Annotated in this window: 16 protein-coding genes; 7 read left to right on the top strand and 9 right to left on the bottom strand. The window is 51.2% G+C overall.

Going from position 1 to position 20,229, the window contains the following annotated elements; all coding sequences use genetic code 11:
• Nucleotides 1-36: 36 nt before the first annotated feature.
• The 3 genes from UM181_08875 to UM181_08865 are packed head-to-tail and all read left to right on the top strand — an operon-like array spanning nucleotide 37 to nucleotide 3,549.
• Entirely contained in the window at nucleotides 37-1,017 is a 981-nt protein-coding gene (locus UM181_08875) for an ABC transporter permease (GenBank protein WQC61453.1), read from the top strand.
• Nucleotides 1,014-1,931, top strand: a complete 918-nt coding sequence (locus UM181_08870; protein ID WQC61452.1) for an ABC transporter permease — start codon at nucleotides 1,014-1,016, stop codon at nucleotides 1,929-1,931. Before UM181_08875 ends, UM181_08870 begins: the two co-directional genes overlap by 4 nt.
• Nucleotides 1,924-3,549, top strand: coding sequence for an ABC transporter ATP-binding protein (locus UM181_08865; protein ID WQC61451.1), 1,626 nt, complete (start codon nucleotides 1,924-1,926; stop codon nucleotides 3,547-3,549). The genes UM181_08870 and UM181_08865 overlap by 8 nt, the downstream gene beginning before the upstream one ends.
• A gap of 204 nt (nucleotides 3,550-3,753) precedes the next feature.
• On the opposite strand, the gene UM181_08860 is transcribed toward UM181_08865, so the two are convergent.
• Nucleotides 3,754-4,617: a LysR substrate-binding domain-containing protein gene (locus tag UM181_08860; GenBank protein WQC61450.1), complete on the bottom strand. Its 864-nt coding sequence runs from the start codon at nucleotides 4,615-4,617 to the stop codon at nucleotides 3,754-3,756.
• 134 nt (nucleotides 4,618-4,751) lie between these two features.
• Between UM181_08860 and UM181_08855 the strand changes: the two genes are divergently transcribed.
• The 4 genes from UM181_08855 (at nucleotide 4,752) to UM181_08840 (ending at nucleotide 10,109) form a co-directional block, all read left to right on the top strand.
• Entirely contained in the window at nucleotides 4,752-5,963 is a 1,212-nt protein-coding gene (locus UM181_08855; GenBank protein ID WQC61449.1) for an aminomethyltransferase family protein, read from the top strand.
• Nucleotides 5,964-6,195: 232 nt separating this feature from the next.
• Entirely contained in the window at nucleotides 6,196-7,800 is a 1,605-nt protein-coding gene (locus tag UM181_08850; protein ID WQC61448.1) for an AMP-binding protein, read from the top strand.
• A gap of 15 nt (nucleotides 7,801-7,815) precedes the next feature.
• Nucleotides 7,816-9,249 (top strand): aldehyde dehydrogenase family protein, encoded by a 1,434-nt coding sequence (locus UM181_08845; protein WQC61447.1) that lies wholly within the window; start codon nucleotides 7,816-7,818, stop codon nucleotides 9,247-9,249.
• 2 nt (nucleotides 9,250-9,251) lie between these two features.
• Nucleotides 9,252-10,109 (top strand): crotonase/enoyl-CoA hydratase family protein, encoded by an 858-nt coding sequence (locus UM181_08840; GenBank protein ID WQC61446.1) that lies wholly within the window; start codon nucleotides 9,252-9,254, stop codon nucleotides 10,107-10,109.
• Nucleotides 10,110-10,397: 288 nt separating this feature from the next.
• Here UM181_08840 and UM181_08835 read toward each other — a convergent pair whose 3' ends face one another.
• From UM181_08835 to UM181_08800, 8 genes are all read right to left on the bottom strand, one after another.
• On the bottom strand, nucleotides 10,398-11,243 hold the full coding sequence (locus UM181_08835; protein ID WQC61445.1) for an ABC transporter six-transmembrane domain-containing protein: 846 nt from the start codon (nucleotides 11,241-11,243) through the stop codon (nucleotides 10,398-10,400).
• Between the two features lie 83 nt (nucleotides 11,244-11,326).
• Nucleotides 11,327-12,166: an alkaline phosphatase family protein gene (locus UM181_08830; protein ID WQC61444.1), complete on the bottom strand. Its 840-nt coding sequence runs from the start codon at nucleotides 12,164-12,166 to the stop codon at nucleotides 11,327-11,329.
• Nucleotides 12,167-12,426: 260 nt separating this feature from the next.
• A complete protein-coding gene (locus UM181_08825; protein ID WQC61443.1) occupies nucleotides 12,427-12,693 on the bottom strand; it encodes an alpha/beta hydrolase in 267 nt (88 codons plus the stop codon).
• 44 nt (nucleotides 12,694-12,737) lie between these two features.
• Nucleotides 12,738-15,044, bottom strand: coding sequence for a molybdopterin-dependent oxidoreductase (locus tag UM181_08820; protein ID WQC61442.1), 2,307 nt, complete (start codon nucleotides 15,042-15,044; stop codon nucleotides 12,738-12,740).
• Between the two features lie 13 nt (nucleotides 15,045-15,057).
• Nucleotides 15,058-16,242, bottom strand: a complete 1,185-nt coding sequence (locus UM181_08815) for an acetyl-CoA C-acyltransferase (protein WQC61441.1) — start codon at nucleotides 16,240-16,242, stop codon at nucleotides 15,058-15,060.
• A complete protein-coding gene (locus UM181_08810) occupies nucleotides 16,239-18,341 on the bottom strand; it encodes an acetate--CoA ligase family protein (GenBank protein ID WQC61440.1) in 2,103 nt (700 codons plus the stop codon). Before UM181_08810 ends, UM181_08815 begins: the two co-directional genes overlap by 4 nt.
• Nucleotides 18,338-19,471 (bottom strand): aminomethyltransferase family protein, encoded by a 1,134-nt coding sequence (locus tag UM181_08805; protein WQC61439.1) that lies wholly within the window; start codon nucleotides 19,469-19,471, stop codon nucleotides 18,338-18,340. Before UM181_08805 ends, UM181_08810 begins: the two co-directional genes overlap by 4 nt.
• A gap of 114 nt (nucleotides 19,472-19,585) precedes the next feature.
• Nucleotides 19,586-20,203 carry an NAD(P)H-binding protein gene (locus UM181_08800; GenBank protein ID WQC61438.1) on the bottom strand — a complete coding sequence of 206 codons (618 nt, stop codon included), beginning with the start codon at nucleotides 20,201-20,203 and terminating at the stop codon, nucleotides 19,586-19,588.
• Nucleotides 20,204-20,229 lie beyond the last annotated feature (26 nt).

The following is a 20,229-nucleotide window of genomic DNA, read 5'->3' as shown; positions in this document are numbered from 1 at the left end:
GTACAATAACTTAATCTAACAGAGCGGTGATTTCCCTTGCATCCTGTATTTAGAACGGTTCTTGAGCGTTTAGGCTTGGGGCTTGCCACACTATTTATCGTCTCAATCATTATTTTTTCGGCCATAGAAATGTTGCCCGGTGACTTTGGCGAAGCCGTACTGGGACAGGCCGCCACCAAAGAAACTGTGGCTGCATTTCGCCGTGAACTTGGGCTGGATGAACCCGCTTACATGCGATACGCGCAATGGATCGGCAATGTTGTGCAAGGTGACCTAGGCACCTCATTCTCTGGCCGAAATGCTTCTGGGATAGACCGGTCCCGCCCCGTGGTTGATCTTATTGCGCCACGATTGTGGAACACTTTGTTTTTGGCTTCTATGACAGCGATTATAGCGGTCCCCATTTCCCTTGCGCTTGGTATATCCAGCGCGCTTTATCGCAACTCGATCTATGATCGCACCATAAATACGGCCACTTTAACCACCATTTCTTTTCCTGAGTTTTTCGTCGCCTATATTCTTATTTTGCTGCTGGCTTCGCTCTGGCCGGTGTTTCCATCGCTGGCAAATGTAGATGCCGCAACACCCTTGGCAGAGCGAATGTTTAAAGCCGCCCTGCCCGCTATGACGCTCACGCTTGTGATTGTTGCACATATGATGCGGATGACCCGGGCCGCCATTATAAATTTGCTTGCCAGCCCCTATATCCAAATGGCGCGTCTGTCTGGCGCATCCCAAACAGAAATCATCATCAAACATGCACTGCCCAATGCCTGGGCACCGATTGCCACTGTGATCGCCTTTAATCTTGCATATCTGGTGGTTGGGGTTGTGGTCGTGGAAGTGGTATTTGTCTATCCGGGCGTCGGTCAGCTGATGGTGGATGCCGTGACCAGTCGGGATATTCCGGTCGTTCAAGGCTGCGCCCTGATTTTTGCCATGACCTATATCCTGCTTAATCTGACGGCCGATATCATTGGCATCATAACAAACCCGAGGCTTCTGCACCCGAAATGACACAAGACCCTGAAACCTATTCTGCACTCGGCGAAGTCGGCGCTTTTCAAGAACGCCGTACTCTTTGGACAAGAATAAAGCTGGATTTAAAGAAATCACCGATGACCGCCCGCTTTGGGATGTCTGTTATTCTTATCTACGCTATTGTCGCCATCTTTGCGCCGCTCCTGGCACCCTATGGCGAAGCAGAAGTGTTCCCAGTGCCCTATGCGCCTTGGAGTTCTGAGTTTATCTTTGGCACAGATCAAATTGGTCGCGATATTTTCTCGCGGATGATATATGGTGCTCGCAATACTGTTGGCATTGCAGTTGCAACGACATTATTAGCATTTCTCATTGGTGGTGCTCTCGGGCTTGCAGCGGCCATAAACCGGTCCTGGCTAGATCAGTTTCTAAGCCGGACAGTGGATGTTTTAATGGCCATCCCCAGTCTTATTTTTGCGCTGGTTCTGCTGTCAATTTTTGGCTCAACCGTAATTAACCTTATAATAATAATCGCCGTTCTAGACAGCACGCGCGTGTTTCGCCTGACACGCGCAGTGGCCATGAATGTTGTGGTTATGGATTATGTTGAAGCCGCTCGCCTGCGGGGCGAAGGTATTGGATGGATTATGCGCCGCGAAATTCTGCCCAATATCATGCCGCCTCTGGTTGCTGAGTTTGGGCTGCGTTTCTGCTTCGTGTTTCTTGCAATTGCAGCGCTGTCTTTCTTGGGTGTTGGCATTCAACCGCCCACTGCGGATTGGGGATCAATGGTCCGCGAAAATGCGTCTTTAATCCAATTTGCGCAATATGATCTAAAAGCCGGTCTAACCCCCCTGCTGCCTGCATCAGCGATTGCACTGCTGACAGTGGCAGTAAATTTTGTCGTGGATTGGTTCTTGCACAAAACAAGTGGTATTCGCGATGAGTGATAGCGGTCAAAAAGGTGATATCCTGCTTGATATCAAAGGCTTGAAAATCCAAGGATTTTCAGACGAGAAGTGGCATGACATCGTCAACGGTGTTGATCTGACACTGCGGCGCGGCGAAGTCATGGGGCTTATTGGCGAATCCGGCGCAGGCAAATCAACCTTAGGACTTGCCGCCATGGGATACACACAACCTGGCTGCAAAATAACAGCCGGGGAAATCATCTTTGACGGCGTAGATCTGGCAAAGTTAAGTGACGCGGAAAAGAGGAAGTTCTGGGGCAACCGGATGACCTATGTGGCACAATCTGCCGCGGCCTCTTTCAATCCGGCACATCGGCTCATCGCACAGACCACAGCCTCTACCATTCGCGCTGGCCTTAAAGATCGCAGCGAAGCTTACAGCGATGCGCGTATCCTTTATGATGCATTGAATTTACCTGACCCCGAACATATTGGTGACCGCTACCCGCATCAAGTGTCAGGCGGGCAATTGCAACGCGTCATGACCGCAATGGCAATGTCACCGCGGCCGGATTTAATTGTTTTTGATGAGCCAACCACAGCTTTGGATGTGACAACGCAGGTGGAAGTGTTGTCTTCAATGCGCAAAATTGTTGAAGAGTTTAATACGGCTGCGATTTACATCACCCATGATCTTGCGGTGGTGGCCCAGATGTCAGATTTTATAAAAGTTCTGCGCTACGGCTATGAGGTGGAAGAAGCCCCGACCCGTGAGATGTTAAGTACGCCAAAAGAAAGCTATACCAAATCGCTTTGGTCAGTGCGTGCGTTAGAAAAGCAAGAGCAAGAAATAGGTCAGAGCATCTTGTCCTTAAAAGGCATTGATGCCGCCTATGGCGCGTCAAAGGTTTTGTTCGACGTCGATATCGAAGTTCCCAAAGGATCAACTGTCGCAGTGGTTGGCGAATCTGGTTCGGGAAAATCGACAACGGCGCGGGTGATCACCGGCCTGCTGCCGCAAACCGCCGGCAGTGTTCATTTTGACGGCACCGAATTGCCACCAGCATTGGCAGATCGCAGCAAAGACCAAAAGCGCCGTATTCAAATGATTTATCAAATGGCGGACACGGCGATGAACCCGCGTCAAACAGTGCGCGATATTATAGGCAGGCCGCTGGAATTCTATCTTGATCTGCGCGGCAAAGCCAAAAATGACCGTATTACTGAGTTGCTTGAGATGATTGAACTGGACGGCCGCTTTCTAGAGCGTCTTCCAAGCGAATTGTCAGGGGGTCAGAAACAGCGCATTTGTATCGCCCGGGCTTTGGCCGCCAATCCAGATTTTGTGATTTGCGACGAAGTTACCTCGGCTCTTGATCAGATCGTTCAGGAAGGCATTCTAAAGCTGCTGCTGCGTCTGCAAAAGGAATTGGGAATAACCTATCTGTTTATTACACATGATATTTCAACGGTTAAAGCCATTTCGGATCAGGTCGTGGTCATGAACGAAGGAAAAGTCGTTGAACAGGGCCGAAAAACCGAAGTCTTTCAACCGCCACATCCCGATTATACTGAGTTATTGCTGTCTTCCGTGCCCGAAATGGATCCAGATTGGCTAACAAACCTAAATGCCAAACGCGCCGATTTGAAAGGTTAAGCGATTATCTAAGGTCCCTTTTAATCTTTTGCGAGATGTCCTTTTCGAAGATCAACGCCTCGTTTTCATAAGCCTCTAGGCGTGCTGTAAGATGAAAATACTCGGCGTCTGAAACCATTTTGGCATATTAAGATTTAGAGCAGCCAAGCGTTCATGCGTCGATCCACTTTAAAAATGATTCAAAAGAATAAGCGATCCATATTTTTAAGTCTGCACCAACAACCAATCAATCATTGCCTGTACCTGAGCTGCATGCAGATCTTTTGTGAAAACAAGATAATAACCCGATGTATCAAGCTTGCGATCTGTCAACTCTACTAACTGCCCACTTTTGATTTCCGGGGCGACTAAGTCATCCCACAAGGCAATGCCTTGTCCATCAATAACTGCCCGCACTCTGCTATTTGAGTCCGGAATCGTTAGACTGGATTTGCTTGGCAGATATGGTAGGCCTGCGGCTCTGTGCCAAGCGCGCCAACCAGCATCACCTGAACTATCCCCCAGGAGAGGTACCTGTCTAACTGCAGCCTCTATTCCAAGACTTTCTACTTTTTTTGCGATTGTTGCATTTGCCGTTGGCACGGAGGGCAATCTCAGTAAAAGCCTGCTTTCGTATTCCTTCCACTCACCAACTCCCCACAAAATCGCAACATCTACATCCTTTGTTTTCAAATCAGCGATAGAATTAACAGGCTCTATTCGCAAACTGACACCTGCATTTTTCTCAAAAAAATCCATAAGCCTTGGTGAGAGCCATCGCGAAGAGAAGTAGGTCAGTGTACCAATACAAAGTGCCCTGGTATTCGAGCCGCGAATATCTTCAATTTCTTGATCAATTTGTTGAAGCGCATTCAGAGAGACATTCCATATTCTTCTCCCATTTTCGGTGAGCTGAAGGCGCGCATTGCTCCGCTCAAACAGTGCAAAACCGAGGTTCTCCTCGAGTTTGTTTATTTGATAACTTATCGAACCTTTCGATAAATTGAGATCAGTCGCAGCCGCGGTCATTGATTGCTTTCTGGCGACAGCATCAAAAACTTTCAGCGAATCATAAGATCTAAATTTCATAAAAGCTGTTTAATATTTTAAAACAATTTGTACAAATCTTTAGTTTTGCAAAATATTAAGAGACCATTTATTTATCAAAATTACATCAAATAATCCAGATTTGGTCGTCTTAAATTCATAAACGAGCTCACAGTATGACACTAGAACTTTCTGATTTTCGCTTCGTGGCAAAAGCGCTTCCAAACAAGGGACAACGACCTCGCGAACTTGCGCGTACAATGCCAGCACACCCACTGAGTTACATGGAGCTACCACATGATCCAGAATATACGCTTTACAACTCTAGACTAACACCCGAAGCACTAAGCACTGCGTCTGACGATGAAATGTATTGGGCGGTACGTACCAATGTTATTTTTCGTCACACGGGTGAGCTACCAATTGAGATAAGCGGACCAGATGCTGAAACACTTTTAAACAAGGTGTTCACCCGTAATGTATCAAGGGTCAAACCAGGCCGATGCTCATATCAATTCGCATGCTATCATGATGGGGGGATGATCACAGACGGGGTATTGCTGCGATTATCTGAAGATCGTTTTTGGATGGCACAGGCAGACGGCGATCTTTTCAGCTGGTACAAAGCACATGCCGAAGGGTTGGATGTAAAAATCCATGATCCGAATGTCTGGGTAAGTCAGATACAGGGCCCACGTTCACTGGAGCTATTGGCCGCTGCTCTGGACGGACCGATGCCAGATCCATTCCGCTATTTCGACTGCGCCGAGGTTTCTATTGCTGGTCAGACTTGTTGGATCAGCCGTTCAGGCTTTACTAACGAACTTGGCTGGGAAGTATACTTACTTCCAGACACAGATATTGCGGCCATTGGCGACAGGATCATGGAGGTAGGTTCGGCGTTCCATATCTTACTCACCGGGACACCGGTATTCCGCGCACGTCGGATTGAGGCTGGCTTATTAAATGCAGGATCGGACTTTGGGGCGGAAACCACTCCTTTCGAAGCTGGACTTGGGAATTTTGTCGACTTCGACAATCGTGATTTCATCGGACGCAAAGCATTAGAGGTTGCAGATAAATCATCAAAAACCTGGGGTATGCGTGTAATGGGGGGAGTTTCTCAATTGGGTCGCGTAATGTGGGTGGGCGAAACTGTTGTTGGACGCGTTTGCTCGTCAGGATATTCACCATACCAAAATTGCGGTGTTTGCATTGTTCGTATGGACGACCCCGCCATAGGACCCGGCACCAAGGTAAATGTGCTCTGTGCAGACGGTTCTATTCAAGAAGGCGAGCTCTGTACTCTGCCAATGTATGACGCTGACCGCTTGATCCCTAGGGGCAAACTGGTGGATATCCCAACCAAACCGACGGTTGAGGAATGACCTTCATGCCCAGCGTTTCAACTGAACGCTCTAGGAGTTGCCAGCCAGAGATGGCCTCGGCCGTTTCCACACACTTTTCTTTTTTACTATTGAGATCGTTCTCCTCTTTGGATCTTTGTGCTGCGCTGGACGTGTTGAATGAGGCTAACCAGTTTGACCAGACGCCCAAATATTCGTGGTCTTTGTTCGGTTAGTTAAACAATGAACGAAACTGCACCTATTGGAATGTATCATGTATAACACCTGGCTAACCACGTCGCATTTTCCTGCGCACGCAGACATTGAAATCCGGGAAATTACCATCGGTACATTGCTGCGCGAGGTTGCTGCAGCACGACCAGAAGCGGAGGCCTTGGTCGAAGTCAGGCAGGACGGATCAGGAGGGCAGCATTGGACCTATGCGGAACTTCTGAAAGATGCCGAGCGGCTGGCCAAAGCGCTCTCCACACGGTTTGTCCCCGGCGAACGGGTGGTCGTCTGGTCGCCCAACAGTCCAGAATGGGTCCTATTGGAATATGCCAGTGCGCTATCCGGTCTAGTACTGGTGACTGCTAACCCGGCCTTTCAGGCACGCGAACTGGCCTATGTGCTTGAACAATCCGGCGCAGTTGCACTGTTTTTTGTCCAAGAATTCCGCGGTAACCCGATGGGCCAAATTGGGAAGGAAGTCGCCGCGAGCATCCCATCGTTGCGCGAAGTCACAGACATGGAAAGCGCAGCACTTTACACACAAGGCTCCCGCCCGATTGCTTTGCCCGATGTCGCCCCGGACGACGCCGCGATGATCCAATATACATCCGGCACCACCGGCTTTCCCAAAGGCGCGGTGCTGAGCCATCGCGGACTGGTCAACAATGCACGATTCTACGCGTCCCGCTGCGGGGTAACTGCGGCAACGACTTGGGTCAATATCATGCCGATGTTTCACACCTCGGGCTGCGGCATGGTCACACTCGGCTGCCTGCAGGCTGGGTGCCGCATGGTTCTGATCAGCCTGTTCGATGCGGATGTTGTGCTTGACCAGTTGGAGGCAAACGGTGCGGACATCATCCTCGGAGTGCCAACCATGGTGGTAACCTTGCTCGATGCACAAGAAGCTCGTTCGCGAGACCTGTCGACCCTGAAGCTCGTCAGCTGCGGCGGCTCGATGGTCGCGCCCGAATTGGTGCGAAGGGTACAGACCTTGATGGGCGCCGGGTTTTCGACCCTCTATGGCCAGACCGAGCATTGTCCGGTGATCACGCAACATCATTTAGACGACAGCATTGACGACATCTGCAACACTGCTGGCCAAGCAGTGGCGCAGACCGAGGTTTCGATCCGCAGCGTCGATGACAATCGCGCCGTCGCCGTAGGAGAGGTCGGGGAAATCTGTGCCCGCGGCCCCTGCGTCATGCTGGAATACAACGACAACCCGAAGGCCACATCCGAGACCATAGACGGAATGGGTTGGCTGCACACCGGCGATCTTGGTCGAATTGATAAACGAGGCTACGTCACAGTCACGGGTCGTGTGAAAGAAATGATCATCCGCGGCGGCGAGAACCATTTTCCCGCTGAAATTGAAAACTGCCTGTTGGAACACGCAAGCGTGGCCGAGGTCGCTGTCGTTGGCCTGCCAGACCCAAAATGGGGCGAGGTTATAGGCGCGTTCATCAGGAGCAAAGGACTGCTCGACAAGGGTACGCTGCACGCTTATTGCCGCGCAAACATGTCACCACAAAAAACGCCGAATGTTTGGGTGCAGGTCGAGGAGTTCCCCCTGACCGGCTCAGGCAAAATCCAGAAATTTATTCTCCGCGATCGTTTTGTCGCCGGGGAATATGCTGAACTCTGACTAACAGGAACCACCATGCAGGACGCAACCAAACACTTCATTAATGGCCAGTGGATTAATTCGATTGATGGACGCGAAACGGCAGTCGAGAATCCATCGACTGAAGAAAGGATTGCAACAATCACTTTAGGTGGTGTTGCTGATGTCGAGATGGCCGTCACTGCGGCTAAGGACGCCTTTCCAAGCTGGGCAGCAACTAACCCTTCGGAAAGGATCGCCGCATTGGAGCGGTTGATGGAAGTCTACAAGACACGGGCTGGAGACATGGCGCAGGCTATCAGCATTGAAATGGGTGCGCCGATTGCGCTGGCAAAGACAGCACAGGTCGGTGCCGGAGCCGGGCATCTCAAAAATACCATTCGGGCCGCCAAAACTTTTGTCTTTGAAAGTCCTTTAGGGGATCACGCGCCAGGTGATATGATCTTATACGAGCCAGTTGGTGTCTGCGCCCTGATAACCCCATGGAACTGGCCGATGAACCAGGTGATGCTAAAAGTAGCACCAGCGCTTGCGGCAGGCTGCACTATGATTTTGAAACCATCTGAGCTTTCTCCGCTCAGCTCCAATCTATTGGCTGAAATGATTGATGAGGCAGATTTTCCTCCTGGGACATTTAATCTGGTGAACGGTGATGGTGCCGGTGTTGGCGCGCATCTCACCGCGCACCCGGACGTGGACATGGTCAGCTTCACCGGGTCAACTCGAGCTGGGGTCGCGATCAGCAAGGCTGCGGCAGATACCGTGAAACGCGTTAGCCTCGAACTAGGAGGCAAAGGAGCCAATATCATATTTGCTGATGCCGATGAAAAGGCCGTCACGCGTGGCGTCCGGCACTGCTTCAACAATTCGGGCCAGTCCTGTAACGCACCAACCCGGATGTTGGTAGAACGCGCGATTTACGACCAGACCGTTGAAACCGCCCGAGCCGTAGCCGAGAAAACAGAGGTCGGACCGGCGGACATCGAAGGCCGCCACATCGGCCCGGTTGTGTCTGAAGCACAGTTCAACAAGATCCAATTCCTTATTAAGCGTGGCATGGATGAGGGTGCCAAGTTGGTTGCAGGTGGTCTGGGCCGCCCCGACGGGCTGAACCGAGGTCGTTTCGTGCGCCCCACAGTCTTTGCCAACGTCAAGCAAGATATGACGATTTGGAGGGAGGAAATCTTCGGGCCTGTGCTGTGCATGACACCCTTTGACTCAGAAGAAGAAGCCATCACCCTGGCGAATGACACGCCCTATGGTCTAACCAATTATGTACAGACCGCGGACAAGACACGTGCCCGGCGGGTGGCGCGGCGTCTAAGATCTGGTATGGTTGAAATGAACGGAAAATTCGGCGGTGCTGGTTCGCCTTTTGGAGGCATGAAACAGTCCGGCAATGGCCGTGAAGGCGGCACGTGGGGTCTTGAGGAATTTCTTGAAGTCAAAGCAGTGAGCGATTGGGATTAAATATGACAAAGGTTCTTTTTGAACGGGACGGCCGGATTGGTAGAATCACTCTAAATCGACCAGAAGTTTTAAACGCAATTGATGACGACCTGCCAACTGAATTATCTGAAGCAGTCGCACGGGCAGATGCAGATCCAAACATCCATGTGATGGTTTTATCTGGCGCGGGTAAGGCATTTTGCTCAGGGTACGATTTAGCGCATTATGCGAGTTCAGATGGGCCTAATAAAGTTGTACAAGACATGCCTTGGGATCCGATGCAGGATTTCCAATTTATGTGGCGAAATACTCAAGCTTTCATGTCTCTGTTCCGCGCAATGAGGCCAGTAATTTGTAAAGTCCATGGCTTCGCTGTAGCTGGTGGTTCAGACATCGCACTTTGCGCGGATATGATAGTAATGGGTGACGATGCAAAGATTGGCTACATGCCAACGCGGGTTTGGGGGTGTCCAACAACGGCAATGTGGGTACACCGACTTGGACCCGAAAAAGCCAAACGCATGATGTTCACTGGAGATAAGATAAATGGAATTGAGGCAGCCGAAATAGGCCTTGTACTTAAATCCGTGCCAGACGATCAGCTTGATGCCGAGGTCGAAGCGCTTGCAAGTCGTATAGCGTCAGTACCGATCAATCAGCTCGCCATGCAGAAGATGGTGATCAATTCAGCCGTTGAAGAGAAAATCAATCAAACGCAACGACTAGCTACCCTTTTAGACGGCATGACGCGACATTCACCCGAAGGCTTGAATTTCAAAGCAAGGGTTGAAGAAGTAGGATGGAAGCAGGCTGTAGATGAGAGAGACCAAGGAATCTTCGATTGGACTCAAAACGACTATTTATCGACTACGCGAAAATAGCTGCATTAATGCAACAAAGGCAACTTTCCTGCTGACTGGTGATTTTAATTTTTTTTGTCGTATACAGCCGCACTTGAAACTTTGCTTTTAGCAAACCGTGTTGTTAATCAGGAAGTATTTGCAGTTACCGTTATTAGCAAGCGCGTCCATGACGTTGTATCTCCTATGTGTCCAGCCCCCAAATTATGTACCATTTTTCAATAGAGTTTCTGGAGCTGGCGGTCTCATGTTTAGGGCTTGGTGAGGGCGGATGTGCGCTTCCTAGCTGCTGATGCCAGAGCTGGAATTTCAGGGTTTAGCTAATCTAGCAGATATTTCTTTCAATCGAATTACTTGTTGAATGAAAAGAGGGAAGCTGACAATACTGCCGGCGTAATTGAAAACATACATTATGATCGAGAATACGAGACCGTAACTCAGTATCCCTGCACCAATTACAGTTATAGGCGTATAGATAAACACCGCAATAACCCCCACCCATATTACAAAGTAATTAATAGTCTCAAGGTCAGACAGCTTTACATTCCATCTCATTAACTCCTGATAAAAACTTTTGATAGCAATGGAGTCTCTTGCGGTTAGGACGTCTACTTGTTTCTCAAGTTGATTATTGTATTTTGTATTAAGCTTATAGTTGAATTTTCCAGTTATGGTATAGATAAAAACAATAAGGCCCAGTATTGAAAGGCAAGCAAAAAAGACATCGATATTCAAAGTAGCGATGATGGCAAGAATGCCGACTACAGAAATAAGTGCATTTATCATTTCAGGCATCGAATTTTCAAGAAATTCCACAAATTCAGTTAGAAGGCCCGTCCGGGCTGATATTCTGGAAACCGATGCGTCTTTGTTTGTTTCGTTTTGGATCATCTCGGGGGTAATTCTGCAGTAAATTCCAGAGTAGATGCGTGTGTCGTAGAATCGTCTTGCACTTCCTACGATTAGTGCTGCCACTCCAGCGATAGATAAATAGAGCACTCCATCGATACTGTCTTCCAAAAGACCGTCGATCGCAATTCCAATTAGAAGTGGGAAAAGAATTCCAGTCAGTGCTTCTAGCGTCACCAAAGCGAATGTAAACAGTATTTTCCATCTAAATCTGAGAAGGAGGCTATTTATTGAAAAGTTTGTCATTGGGGCTTTGCCTATTTTCAAGTAATTTGTATTAAACAATTATTACACTTACGCAGTGCAACACTGGCGTCGTCTGTTGTGGACTATCTTCTTAAAAACACAGGTTCGTGCATCGTGTCAGGGATCACCGCCCGCAGCAATGACAATATTGTCGGGGCCAGTTGTAATTGATTTACCAAGGTATTTTCCCCATCACCCGTCGCGTTCCCGAAATAGTATAGCGCAAATTCCTGTTGAAGCGTGTCATGCCCTCCATGGTGACCGCGTGCATCCTGACCATGATCGGCGGTGACGATCACATCATATCCCATATCGCGCCATTTTGTGATCCACGGGGCCAGCATGTAATCCATCATGAAACAGGCATGATCCATTTCTGTACTGTCGTGATGAAACCGATGTCCCATGCTGTCCAGTGTGCAGGTGTGCAATATGCCGTAATCCAACCCAAAGCGATGACACAGCATCGTTAGGGTTGCAAACAGGTCGGCATCAGAGGGTGTCATTTGATTGTTGTGACCATATCCCGCCATCGTATGAAATCGGCCGTGATTGATGCTGCTGCTTTCTGATTCATCATATTCAATGTCGCGCACAGGATCAAAAGGCGCACGATTAAAGAACTCTGACCAAAAACTATGCGTCACGGCCCCTGTTATCAGATCAGATTTACGTGCCTGTGAAAAAATATCTGGCTGGGACAGACGAAAAATCGTGTCGTTGCCTGTCACCCCATGGACCTGTGGTGTGACGCCCGTATGGATCGAGGCATAACACGATGCCGATGTGCTGGGCAGCACCGATGACATTTTGAAACGTTGCGCACCGCCTGATTGTACCCACCCCTCAAGGTTTCCAAACAATCGCACCCAATTGCGATAGGGAACGCCATCCAAAATAATAAGAAGGAGTTTTTGCGTCATCCAACCCATTCCTTAGTATTATCCTCGCCCACTGTCTTTACTGTTCTATCCACAGTCACGGCTCCGTCAAGCTTGTCAGTTCCGAATTGCGAGATATAGGCGAATTGGTCTAACGTACCATAAGACCAACCGACAAGCGTGATGTTGTTGAGGTTCAGCGCTTCGATGAATGCGTGCAGGTCTGCGCCCCGTTGATCATAGAAATGCCCGCCTTCAGTTTTTGAGGACTGCCCCTGACCGCGTGGGTCGTATGAAATGGCTCAGTATTCATCAGAACCCTCGAATTCCTCAAGTTGTTTTTCAAATACAGCGGAAGACATGCCCCAACCCGGAACGAACAGAATGGTTTTGTCGCCGGAGCCCGCCACTTCGTAATACAAGGTCAAATCATCGCTGACCTGAACGGTTTCTGCTATAACCGTTCCTGCACTGAATGAGCTGATCATTGCAATCGTCCCCAGCGCAGCCGTGTGTCTCAAAAGTTTACGACAGCTGCTAGAGTCTTTTTTTAAGAATTTTGGTAACATGGTTTTTCCCCTTTGTTTGGTCAAGTTGGATTTGTTATACGACGCTATTCCTGCTTCAGGTCGGAGCGCCGAGCCGATTGAAAATCTCGTAATGAACAGTCAGATCCTGCGGGCTCAATTTCGACTAGGCACGAATGTGCAATGGGGCCTTGACCCAGCTCGGATGTGCCTTTGTCTAGACAGAGTACGTTGGGGTTACCTTGTTGGCACAAGTCACCGTCGTCTTGGATATTCAACCATGCGCCAGTGCTGATCTGGGTCACACTCTGTCGGATGTCTTCTGACAGAACGGCTGCACAAAGGCAGGCGCCGCGGCTGTTGAATACTTTGATGATATCATGCTGTCTGATTCCTCGCGCCGCGGCGTCTGAAGGGTGCAGCAGGGCAGGTTCATATCCGCCGATGCGATTTGCCTCGGACAACGGTCCATGATCAAGCTGGCTGTGCAGCTTGTTTTTGGGCTGGTTGGAGACCAGGTGCAATTGGTTTTCCTTGGCATTCCCCAGCCATTCTGCCGGGTCCATCCAAATTGGGTGACCAGGACAGTCATGATACCCAAAGCCTGCAATACGTTCCGAGAATATCTCGATCTTACCACTTGGCGTACGAAGCTTGTGGGTCTCCGGATCGGCTCTGAAATCTTCAAGCATGATATGCGGTTTTGCTGGCACAGGCAGCTTATGCCAACCTTTGGCCCGTAATTCATCAAATGGCGGCAGGTCCACTTCGTCTCTTGCTGCGGATTGGCGTGAGGCATCGTAGAGCCACCTGATCCACTCCCCGGCATCGCGACCTTCGGTGTATTTTTCTTCGATACCCAGATGCTGGGCGATCCCGCTAAAGATGTCGTAGTCATCTCGCGCCTGTCCTGCGGGTGGCACCGACCTGCCCATCATCACCAGATAGGGATCGCGTGGCGAAAGGTTAATATCATCACGTTCCAATGGTGTCGTGCAGGGCAGGACAATATCAGCGTGTTGGGCGAGTGCGTTCCAACACCAATCGTTGACGATCACCGTCTCGGGCCTGGCCCAGGCACGGCGCAGGCGATTCAGGTCCTGGTGATGGTGAAACGGATTACCACCAGCCCACCAGACCAAGCGGGTGTCGGGGTAGGTATAAGTTTTTCCATTGTAGTTGAATGATCCACCTGGATTTTCCAGTAAATCAGTGATGCGGGCCACGGGAATGAAGGTTTTAACTTTATTGCGCCCCTGCGGCAGCGCCTGAAATCGGGGGAACGCGCGTTCCAACCCAACGGTGTTTGTCGTGCCATAGCCAAAGCCAATACCTCCCCCGGGCAGGCCGATCTGCCCCAACATCGCTGCCAGAACCGTGCCCAGCCAGAACGGTTGTTCCCCATGATCCTGCCGGGTGAGTGCCCATGCAACAGATATCATCGTGCGTCCCGTTGCCATGCGGTGCGCGAGGGTGCGGATCGTATCAGCAGGCAAGTCACAGATTTCGGCAGCCCAATCTGCGGTTTTGGCAACGCCATCCCTTTCGCCTGTCAAGTATGTTACAAATTGGTCGAAACCAACCGTGTAACGGTCGAGAAAGGTGTGGTCTATCAGATTTTCGCTCAGCAGTACATGCGCCAGACCGATCATCAGTGCAGCATCTGTTGACGGACGGGGAGCAAGCCAATCCGCCTCAAGAGCCTCTGGTACATCTGACCTGAGCGGTGAGATGTTGATGAATTTAACGCCCGCGGCTTTTGCCTCCAGCAAAGCGGGGCCTGTTCGGTGCGCACCCACGCCACCTTGTCCGATGGCCGCATTTTTGAGGGGAAGCCCGCCAAAGGCCACCATCAGGTCACAATCAGTGATGATTGATTGCCAACTGGATGCACCATAGATAAACTCAGCCCCGCCCAGTACATGCGGCAGGATCACCTCGCCGGCAGCCAGACTGTAGGTGTTGACTGATTTAGTAAAGCCACCTAGCAGATTCAGAAACCGCTTTAAGTGGCCCTGCGCGTGGTGGAACCGCCCTGCGCTGGCCCAACCATATGACCCTGCAAAGATGCTCTCATTCCCATGGTCGCCAATTACACGTCGTAGTTCCTTAGCGACCAGACGTTCGGCCTGGTCCCAGCTAACCTCAACAAAATCCTCCCTGCCGCGCAGATGGCCACTCGTACCCGGTCCACCCTCCAGCCAACTTTTGCGCACCATTGGGGCGGTAATTCGATCTGGGCCATTCAACACACTGACATAGCCCTGCCCGATGGAGGATGGGTCTGGATCTTCCTCAAAAGGATGCAGAGCAACAACCTCGTTATTATGGACCTCAACCCGGTAAGTGCCCCAGTGGAAACTGGTCAGTGGGAATTCGGCTTTATTTGTCAAAACAGGCCCCTTTTCAGCAAACTTCTAAAAGCGCAGCTGCGCCCATGCCTCCGCCAACACACATGGACGTGACCACGTATTTTACGCCACGACGCTTCCCTTCAAGCAGGGCATGCCCAACCTGTCTCGCACCTGTCATGCCGTAGGGGTGGCCGACCGATATGGCACCGCCGTTCACGTTGTAGATTTCTGGATCAATCACAAGATGGTCGCGGCAATAGAGAACCTGGCAGGCAAAGGCTTCGTTAAGTTCCCAAAGGCCGATGTCTTCGATGCGAAGACCTGCATTCTTCAGAAGCTTTGGAATTGCAAAGATCGGGCCAACCCCCATCTCTTCCGGTGCGTTTCCGGCAACTGCCATACCGCGATAGATACCTAGCGGTGTGAGGCCCTGTTGCTCAGCCATTTTGCTTTCCATGAGCACACAAGCCGAGGCTCCGTCAGAAAGCTGGCTTGCGTTTCCGGCAGTGATCACACCGCCTTCGACAACCGGGTTCAATGCCCCAAGTGTTTCAGCCGTCGTGCCAGGCCGGTTGCCTTCGTCTTTTGACAAGGTCACCTCTTCCAGGGTTTCCTCTCCGGTTTCGCGGTTTTTGCCCCGCTTTATCGCAGTGATCGCAACGAGCTCTTCATCAAAGGCGCCAGCGGCCTGAGCCCGGGCCGTCCGACCTTGGGAAAGTGCTGCATATTCATCCTGGGCGTCACGACTGATCTTATAGGTCCGCGCAACATTTTCCGCCGTCATCAGCATCGGCATATAGGCATGCTCAGATTGGGCGATAACGTTTGGATCTTTCTCATCGCCCGCCCATTTCAGATAGGCATTCTGCAGGGCGGAAATATTCTCCTGCCCGCCAGCAACGGCGACGTTCTGACCATCCACAATAATCTGCTTTGAAGCCGTCGCAATGGCCATCAAACCCGATGAACATTGCCTGTCGATCGTTTGTCCTGCCACCGTATTGGGAAGGCCAGCAGCAAGCGCAGAAAGCCGGGCGACATTCATGCCTGCTGTTCCCGCCGTAAGGACCGACCCGATGACGACATCTTCGATCAAACCGGGGTCCACACCTGCACGTTTAACCGCGTGCTCAATGGCGTGCCCCATCATGGTCGGGGATTTGATGTTGTTCAGCGCACCTTTGAAGGCGACCCCAATTGGTGTTCGGGCGGTCGAGACGATAACAGCTTCTCTCATGTTCTCATCCTCATCATCGCATCAACTGCTGTGCAGTTTCCAAAGGTATCCAAGATGATTGGGTTCACATCCAATTCTACAAGTCTGTCACGATATTGATCGGAAAATTGGGCAACTTGACTGACAACTTGCACCAGCGAGGCAATGTCCTGTTGGTCCAGCCCCAACTTACGTACCAGGCTCAGCCGACGTATCGCGTCTTCGATTTGCACAGCGCTTACAGGTAGAAGCAGCGTGGCAAAATCCCTCAACTCTTCCACATCAGTCCCGCCTCGACCTATCACAAGTACATGTCCAATTCCAGGTTTGTGGCTCACACCAACAATGAATTCAGCCCTAGGCGCTTCAACCATGTTTTCGATTAGGAAATGACTGGTGTCGAGGCGGGCATCGTATCGACTAACAGAGGTCTGGATGGCGCTGATAGCTTGCTTCAAACCAGATGCGTCATTGATATTTAGATGCACAGCGCCTGCGCGGTTCTTATGCAGCAGATCTTCATTAAGCAGTTTGACCGCCAACGGAAACCCAAGAAGGTCTGCTGCAGCAATAACTTCTTCGAATGTGCCAGTCGCGTGGGCCGGAACTGGGATGTCATGCTCTGCAATCAAAGCTTTACCCATTTCCTCGTTCAGGGTGACCAACGACCCGGTCAAAACTGCTGGTGTGGACAACAAACGGTTCTCAACATCGGCCAAAACCTGCGCGCGCAAAATAGAGTATTGCGCCACAGTTCTTATCGCGCAGAGTGTGTCATCCAACCCCTGCAACGTGACTACCCCTGCATTGGCTAACCGGAGCCGCAGATCAGCAGGCAAACCATCGGGCAAGACACTGGCAATGACCACGGGGCAATCCATGCGGTTGTTCAGCTGGATCAACCCTTCAAGTGTCGGCCACCAGACATCGGCCACGTCCAGCTCACGTGGCCAATCGACAAAATAGACAAGCAGATCGCAGCGATCATCCATCAAGAGCCCCATGCCGTTGTCCGAGGTATCAGGTGTAGACATCGCGGCCCAGGGCAGGTTCCAATCCAGCGGGTTCATCAGAGAAACCAGCTCTGGGACGGTCTGACGCAATGCGTTGCGTTGCGCCTTTGTGGGTGCAGGGAAATCCAGTCCGACATTACGCCCCTTTTCCCCAATCATCGCTGCGTAACCGCCAGAATTGGCCGCAGCAACAACGCGGTTGCCTTTGGGGGGCTTGGGACTGCCCAGTAATTTGAGCGCCTCTATCAGCGCCTTGGGAGAACCTGCTTCGACAATTGCGAACCGACGGAAAAGGGCTGACCAGATTTCGTTGTCCACGGCCAGGGTGCCGGAATGGCTTTGCGCCAGTTCAGCACTTTCCTGCGTACCACCAGCCTTCAGCGCTACAAGCGGCACACCCTGTTTCACCGCACGCATGGCGGCGGTACTGAAGGCGGATATATCCACGATCCCTTCGAGGTAGAGACCGATGGCACGCACGCGGGGGTCATCCAGCATGGCGTCGATGTAATCGGCCACGTTGAGAACGGCCTGATTGCCCATCGAAATGGCATAGCCCAGCGGCAGGGCCTGTTCGACATTGGTCACCGAATAAGCGACATAACCTGACTGGCTGATCAGGGCGACACCATCGCCCGCAACAGGCGAAAACACGTTGTCACCGCCCCAGACGGCCATGCCATCAAACATGTTCATCACGCCCAGGCAGTTCGGGCCAACAAGCGCCAGATCACCCGCCGCTGTGACCAGTCGTGTTTGTAGGGCCGCGCCGTCCTCTCCCGTTTCGGCAAATTCACCGACAATGGAGACGGCGCCACCAGCGCCCATAGCGTTAAGCTCGGCTACCACGTCAACCGTGCGCTCACGCGATACGGCAATTAGGGTCGCATCCGGCGGTTCGGGCAAATCCGCAAGGCTGGGCACGCAAGCGACGCCAGCAAGTTCGGTGTATTGCGGATGCACCGCCCAGATGTGCCCAGTAAAGCCGGACTTACGGGTGGCGTTAATACAGTCTTCAACGGCTTTGCCGCCGACAAAAGCGATGTGGCGCGGTTTCAGGAGACGTTTGAGGTTTTCGCGGCAAACGCTGGACGCGGTGTCTTTCATCCCTTGAACTCCATGACCTCAAGGCCGCGAGGAATACGTTTCTCAGAGTCAAAAAACGGTAATTTATGCAGGGCAAGAGGATACTCAATGCCATCTCGGCCCTTCACTATGAAAGCATTGGCCGACATAGCCGCAGGTGTTTCGAAAAGGACATAGCCAATACCCGTGCCAAGAGTCGGTGACATCTCAAACGCTTTTACACGGCCAACTGCTACGCCGTTCGCCATAACAGACGCTCCCCACTTAATATCATTCGCCTCTGTCACAAAACCGGAAAAGCGTGGAGCAAATTCGGCGGCCTGCAAGGCATCCCTTCCAACGAAGTCATGGCCAAAATCTACAAAGTCCCCTAGCCCCAGATCAAACGGCGTCGTATCCCAGCCCATGTCGGTGCCGTAGTTCATGATCCCCGCCTCGATCCGGCGCGGGTTCATGGAATAGGTTGATAAGACCTCCATCCCATGCGGTGCGCCTGCCTCAAGCAGGTGAGACCATAAAGCGTTTCCATCGACATTTGGATCCATGTTGTAGACCTCAAAACCCAGCTCGCCAGTCCAGCCTGTTCGGCTAATCAGAACGGGCTGACCGCCCATGGTGACCTGTCTCGAATGGTAATATTTGAACCTTTCCGGGGCCCCGCCATCAACACAGGCATCTAGTATCTCGAGGCTGGTTGGCCCTTGGATCTGAATTGCCCAGGCGCCCGGATCACGGATTTCCACGTCATGGCCGAGGCTCAACGCCTGAAGCCAAGTAAATACGTCGCGGTCCGCATGAACATACCAAAACCAATCTTTCGCTAGGCGAAAAATCACGCCATCACAAGCAATGCCGCCACCGTGGTGACACATCAAGCCATAACGCCCCCGATCTACAGCCATGGTGCTGACGGGCCGAGTGAACACATAGTCAAGGAACGCCGCTGCGCCCTGACCACGAATTTCCAACGGGCGTTCAGGCACATCAAATATACCCACACGGGTGCGAAGCACGCGATATTCATCTGCGATGGAGCGATCGAATGTAACAGGGGTCAGCCGCCCTTCGTGATCGCCATACGCGGTAGTGAGATCGCACGTCGCCTTGAACCAGGGTGAACGCGCAGCGCTTGAAATGATGGGCAATACCATTCCGGCCATGTGTTTATTTCCTTTTGCTATGGTCTTTATGGGTTTGTTAGATAAATATTGGTCAAACCTACCAATTTTGCGGGATAGGTTAGGTCAGTACCGGCTAAGTCATGATTACTTCATCCCCGCTAATTGTAGACCACCAAGGCCGTCCCACTGATTGCTTGAAATAGCATCGAGCAGAAACTCAGCGACATCTTCTTTGGTAATCGGTCGTGCAAAAGTTCCGTCACCGCGAAAAACGCGATATTTCCCGTTTCCGGGTTTCTCCTTCAGGGCAGCAGGGCGGACCAATACATATGGGACCTTTTCTTCACGTGATATACGAGCATCCGCTCGTTCATAATCAGCGAAACTAGAACGCCCACCTATCATTTGCAGCATTTGTTTGACGATCCAAGACGTGCCGCCACACCCGATGCTACTTAGGAACAAACATTTTGGCGGGTTTGATTGTTCAGCGGCGGTTTGCAAAATTGCCTCGGCCGCTTTTTCCATAATCAACACACCTTTGACATTGCCAAGGCAACTGACAACGACATCAGTGCCGCGAATAAGTTCCGCGACATCCACTGGGTTTGCAACGTCGCCCTTGAGTGCAGAAAGACTTGCATCTTTTCTCAGTTTTTCGGGCGTCCTAACTAAGGCTTTGACCTCATAACCGGCGGCAAGCGCCTTGTTGAGAAAATGGCCTCCAACTGCACCAGTTGCGCCTAAAAGTGCAATGTTCATGGCTCACCTCTTCTATGGATATTTGC

This window comes from Alphaproteobacteria bacterium US3C007 (assembly GCA_034423775.1).
In the GTDB taxonomy this organism is placed as follows: Bacteria; Pseudomonadota; Alphaproteobacteria; order Rhodobacterales; family Rhodobacteraceae; genus Thalassovivens; species Thalassovivens spotae.
The sequence above is the reverse complement of the archived record's forward strand: the minus strand, read 5'-3'. Positions and strand labels throughout refer to the sequence as shown.